Here is a 5346-nt window from a genome sequence, read left to right as displayed (position 1 = left end):
GGCGGCGGCCGGGGGACTCGTGCGCGTCAACGTCTCCGCCAAGCAGCTCTCGCGGCGGGCGCCGAGGTCGGCGCTGCTGGACGCCGTGGACCGGGTGGTGGGCGAGCACGGTGCCGAGGCCGGGCGTTACGAGTGGCCCCCGGTCGCACTGGTCCGCGCGGCCTGATTCCGACCGGGTGGACCGGGCGGGTCGAGCGTTCGGTGGCCCCGCGGACTGCGGGTAGGATCGGTGGCTGAGTCCCGGTAGGTCCGGGTCCGACCCGCGTATCAATCAGTCGAGGAGTTCCCACCGTGGCCCGAGTCGTCGTCGAAGTCATGCCCAAGGCCGAGATCCTCGATCCGCAGGGTCAGGCCATCCACCGCGCGCTCGGCCGCCTCGGTCACGCCGGTGTCACCGACGTCCGGCAGGGCAAGCGGTTCGAGCTCGAGGTGGCGGACGACGTCTCCGAGGCCGAGCTCGAGGAGATCGCCTCGTCGCTGCTGGCCAACACCGTGATTGAGGACTGGAAGGTCGTCCGCGTGGACTCCGCCGAGGTGGCCTCGTGACCGCACGGATCGGCGTCATCACCTTCCCCGGAACGCTCGACGACATCGACGCCTCACGGGCCGTCACCAGGTCCGGCGCCGAGGCCGTCTCCCTCTGGCACGCCGACGCCGACCTCCGGGGCGTCGACGCCGTGGTGGTCCCCGGCGGATTCTCCTACGGTGACTACCTGCGCGCCGGCGCCATCGCGTCCATGGCCCCCGTCATGGGCGAGGTCATCTCGGCCGCCCGCGGCGGGATGCCCGTGCTCGGCATCTGCAACGGCTTCCAGATCCTGTGCGAGGCGGGCCTGCTGCCCGGCGCGATGGGTCGCAACCGGGACATGCACTTCATCTGCCGCGACGAGTGGCTGCGGGTCGAAAACACCGACACCGCCTGGACCAGCCGTTTCGAGAAGGGTGCGGAGATCCTCATCCCGCTCAAGTCCGGTGAGGGCCGCTACATGGCGACCGCCGAGACCGTCGAGGAGCTCGAGGGGGAGGGCCGCGTGGTGTTCCGCTTCGCCAGCGACGCCCCCAACGGGTCCACCAACGGCATCGCCGGCATCACCTCGGAGAACGGGCGCGTGGTGGGCCTCATGCCGCACCCCGAGCACGCGATCGACCCGCTGACCGGACCCTCTGACGACGGGCTGGGGCTGTTCCTGTCCGCGCTGGACGCGGTCGTCACGGTCTAGTAGACGCACGTCGCCCATAGCGTAGGGCCCGCCGAGATCTCTCGGCGGGCCCTACGGCTTCAAGCGATGGTCAGGCGTTGGGCGGCAGCATGCCGCCGACGATGCCAGCGATGATGGCCCCGAAATCGGAGCTGCCGGAGCTACCGAGGTCGCCGCCGATACCACCGATGAACAGCGCCAGCATGTTCAGGGCGATGGCCGGTGCCCCGACGAGCGTGTCGATGACAGCCGATCCCGTGCCCGACGAGCCGCCCATCAGCTCTGCGGACATGGGGAGGGTCTCGGTAAGGATCGAGCCGGTGAGGTCCATGGAATCTCCTAAGGGGATGCCCCGGCGCCGGGGCGCGGGGAAGTTGCCGACGGCCCGAGTGGCCGCACGTGCCTGATAATTCTGCATATTTCTTTAGTCGCAGTGTTCACATCGGCCACAGAAGTGACATAGATCACACGCCGGGTCTGGGGCGCCAGTAGAAGGCCGTCGCCCGGCAGTCGCGCGCGGTCGCGAAAATCACCGGATGCGGTAGAACCGTGGGGTGAGTGAATCCAGCACCAAGCCCGTGTCCGCGTCCGACAAGGCCGCCCGGCCGTTCGACATAGTCCTCTACGGGGCCACCGGGTTCACCGGCGGTCTGGTGGCCGATTACCTGCTGCGGAACCTGCCCGAGGGCGGGGCGTGGGCGGTGGCCGGGCGTTCGCGGACCAAGCTTGACGCGCTCGTGGCGCGGCTCGCCGTCGAGGAGCCCGATGTCCCGGCTCCGGGGGTCGTCGTGGCGGACACCGAGGACCCCGCGTCGTTGGCGGACATGGCGCGGTCGGCGCGCGTCATCATCACGACCGTGGGCCCCTATCTCGAATACGGAGAGCCGCTCGTCGCCGCATGCGCCGAGGCCGGGACCGACTACGTGGACCTGACCGGCGAGCCCGAGTTCGCCGACCGTATGTACCTCGAGTACCACGACAAGGCCGTGGCCTCCGGCGCCCGGATCATCCACGCTTGCGGGTTCGACTCCATCCCGCACGACATGGGCGTGTTCTACACGATGAAGCAGGTCCCCGAGGGCGTGCCGGTGGCGGTCTACGGGGCCGTGCACGCCGATGCGCAGTTCTCCGGGGGCACATTCCACTCGGCCATCGGCCAGTTCGCCCGACTGCGCGAGGCGTCCCGGGTCGCCAAGCAGCGGCGGGAGAAGCAGGGCAAGGCGGCCGGGCGGCGCATCAAGGCGGTCGCCGGCAAGCCGCACCGCGACAGCGTGCTGGGCCGGTGGCTGGTGCCGCTGCCCACCATCGATCCCCAGATCGTCCTGCGCTCGGCCGCGGCGCTCGAGAGCTACGGCCCGGACTTCAGCTATGCGCACTACGCGTCGGTCGGCTCGCCCGTCACCGCGACCGCCGGGATGGTCGGGGTCGGGGCGTTGACGGTGGGCGCGTCGATCGGTCCGATCCGGTCGCAGATCCTCAAGCGCATCGACCGCGGCGCCGGGCCCAGCGAGTCGCGTCGTGCCCGGTCCTCGTTCGATGTGACCTTCGTGGCACTCGCCGGCGGCCGGCGGATCGTCACCCGGGTCAGCGGCGGCGACCCGGGCTACACCGAGACGTCGATGATGCTCGCGGAGTCCGCCCTGTGCCTGGCCTTCGACGACCTGCCCGCGCTCTCGGGGCAGCTCACCACCGCGCAGGCGATGGGCGACGCTCTCCTGGACCGCGTGCAGCGCGGGGGGCTGACCTTCGAGGTGCTGTCCACCTAGACCCGCTCCGCCCAGACCCGTCCCACCCAGACCGCTCCCGTCCAGCCCCGTCCGGGAGCGGATTCGACCATGGATGCCGGTTGACTAGACTCGGGCGCGTGACCACTCACGTCGACTCCATCGCGCACGCCACCGACACCCCCGACCTCGCCCAGCCGTGGGCGGAACTCGGACTCAAGGAGGACGAGTACGCCCGCATCCGGGAGATCCTGGGCCGCCGCCCGACGGACGCCGAGCTGGCGATGTACTCCGTCATGTGGTCGGAGCACTGCTCCTACAAGTCGTCCAAGGTGCACCTGCGCTACTTCGGGGAGACGACCACGGACGAGATGCGCTCGTCCATGCTCGCCGGCATCGGGGAGAACGCCGGCGTCGTGGACATCGGCGGCGGCTGGGCCGTGACGTTCAAGGTGGAGTCCCACAACCACCCCTCGTACATCGAGCCCTACCAGGGCGCCGCGACCGGTGTCGGCGGGATCATCCGCGACATCATGGCGATGGGTGCGCGGCCGGTGGCCGTGATGGACCAGCTCCGCTTCGGCCCCGCCGACGCCGACGACACGCACCGCGTGCTCCCCGGCGTCGTGGCCGGGGTCGGCGGGTACGGTAACTGCCTGGGCCTGCCCAACATCGGTGGTGAGACGGTGTTCGACGAGTCGTACGCCGCCAATCCGCTGGTCAACGCCCTCGGTGCGGGCGTCATGCGCGTGGAGGACCTGCACCTGGCGTTCGCCTCCGGCACCGGCAACCGGATCATCCTGTTCGGTGCGCGCACCGGTCTCGACGGGATCGGTGGCGTGTCGGTGCTGGCGTCCGAGACCTTCGATGTGGACGAGGACGGAGCGCCGGTCAAGCCGCGCAAGCTCCCCAGCGTCCAGGTGGGCGACCCGTTCATGGAGAAGGTCCTCATCGAGTGCTGCCTCGAGCTGTACCGCGACGAGCTGGTCGTGGGCATCCAGGACCTCGGCGGTGCCGGCCTGGCGTGCGCCACCTCCGAGCTGGCCGCGGCCGGCGACGGCGGCATGCACATCGTGCTCGACAACGTCCCGCTGCGCGCGGAGGGCATGTCCGCCGCCGAGATCCTCTCCAGTGAGTCGCAGGAGCGCATGTGCGCCGTGGTGACGCCGGAGAACGTCGAGGCCTTCATGGAGGTGTGCCGCCGCTGGGACGTGTTGGCCGCCGACATCGGCGAGGTCACCGACGGCGACCGGCTCACCATCGAGTTCCGCGGTGAGACCGTGGTGGACGCCCCGCCCGAGTCGCTGGCCGACGAGGGGCCGGTCTACGAGCGCCCCCTCGAGCGGCCCTCCGACCAGGACGCCCTGCAGGCGGACACCACCGCGACCCTGGCCCGCCCGGCCACCGGCGACGAGTTGCGCCGGACCCTGGTGGACATGATCTCCAGCCCGGCCCTGTGCTCGCGCAAGTTCATCACCGAGCAGTACGACCGCTACGTCCGCGGCAACACGATCCTCGCGGAGAACGCCGACGGCGGTGTCCTGCGCATCGACGAGGAGTCCGGCCGCGGCATCGCGCTGTCGACCGACGCGTCGGGGCGCTACACCAAGCTCGACCCGTACACCGGTGCCCGGCTGGCCCTGGCGGAGGCGTACCGCAATGTCGCCGTCACCGGCGCCACCCCGGTCGCCGTGACCAATTGCCTCAACTTCGGCTCGCCCGAGGACCCGGGCGTGATGTGGCAGTTCCGCGAGGCCGTCCACGGACTGGCGGACGGTTGTGCCGAGCTCGGCATCCCCGTCACCGGCGGCAACGTCTCCTTCTACAACCAGACCGGGTCCACCCCGATCCTGCCGACGCCCGTCGTGGGCGTGCTCGGCGTGATCGACGACGTCGCCCGCCGCACGCCCACCGCGTTCGGTGACACCCCCGGCGAGAACGTCTACCTGCTCGGCGAGACCCGCGACGAGCTCGACGGGTCCATCTGGGCCCAGGTCGCCCACGAGCACCTCGGAGGCATGCCCCCGACGGTCGACCTGCGGTGGGAGGCCACACTCGCCCGGATCCTGGCCACGTGCTCCAAGGACGGCCTGATCACCGGCGCACACGACCTGTCGGAGGGCGGGCTCGCGCAGGCGCTCGTGGAGTCGGCCCTGGCCGGTGAGTGCGGCCTCCGGGTGGTGCTGCCCGCCGACGCGGACCCGTTCGTGTGGCTCTTCTCCGAGTCGGCCGGCCGCGTGATCGTGTCGGTCCCCCGGGGCGAGGAGATCCGCTTCCAGCAGATGCTCACCGCGCAGGACATCCCGCACACCCGGATCGCCGTCACCGACCCGGATTCGGGGACTTTCGAGGTCCAGGGGCAGTTCACCCTGACCACCGCGGAGCTGCGCGCCGCCCACGAGGCCACGCTGCCGGCACTGTTC

Annotated in this window: 5 protein-coding genes; 4 read left to right on the top strand and 1 reads right to left on the bottom strand. The window is 70.8% G+C overall.

What is annotated here, in order from left to right; all coding sequences use genetic code 11:
* The first annotated feature begins 291 nt into the window (after positions 1–291).
* On the top strand, positions 292–546 hold the full coding sequence (purS, locus tag G6028_RS14860) for a phosphoribosylformylglycinamidine synthase subunit PurS (protein WP_182659335.1): 255 nt from the start codon (positions 292–294) through the stop codon (positions 544–546).
* Positions 543–1220 carry a phosphoribosylformylglycinamidine synthase subunit PurQ gene (gene purQ / locus G6028_RS14855; RefSeq protein WP_182659334.1) on the top strand — a complete coding sequence of 226 codons (678 nt, stop codon included), beginning with the start codon at positions 543–545 and terminating at the stop codon, positions 1218–1220. The genes purS and purQ overlap by 4 nt, the downstream gene beginning before the upstream one ends.
* 70 nt (positions 1221–1290) lie before the next feature.
* On the opposite strand, the gene G6028_RS14850 is transcribed toward purQ, so the two are convergent.
* A complete protein-coding gene (locus G6028_RS14850) occupies positions 1291–1530 on the bottom strand; it encodes a hypothetical protein (RefSeq protein ID WP_182659333.1) in 240 nt (79 codons plus the stop codon).
* Positions 1531–1753: 223 nt separating this feature from the next.
* On the opposite strand from G6028_RS14850, the gene G6028_RS14845 reads away from it, so the two are divergent.
* Both G6028_RS14845 and purL read left to right on the top strand, forming a co-directional pair.
* The gene (locus tag G6028_RS14845; RefSeq protein WP_182659332.1) at positions 1754–2965 is read left to right on the top strand and encodes a saccharopine dehydrogenase NADP-binding domain-containing protein; all 1212 of its coding nucleotides are present in this window, start codon (positions 1754–1756) and stop codon (positions 2963–2965) included.
* Between the two features lie 98 nt (positions 2966–3063).
* The coding region (gene purL, locus G6028_RS14840; protein ID WP_182659331.1) for a phosphoribosylformylglycinamidine synthase subunit PurL at positions 3064–5346 on the top strand (2283 nt) is incomplete at its 3' end.

Origin of the sequence: Dietzia cercidiphylli, assembly GCF_014145145.1 — a bacterium.
Taxonomy (GTDB): domain Bacteria; phylum Actinomycetota; class Actinomycetes; order Mycobacteriales; family Mycobacteriaceae; genus Dietzia; species Dietzia natronolimnaea.
The sequence above is the reverse complement of the archived record's forward strand: the minus strand, read 5'-3'. Positions and strand labels throughout refer to the sequence as shown.

What these genes read in the sequence shown, in the direction of transcription:
- G6028_RS14850 (WP_182659333.1), bottom strand. Translation starts at nt 1,530, where the DNA reads ATGGACCTCACCGGCTCGATCCTTACCGAGACCCTCCCCATGTCCGCA.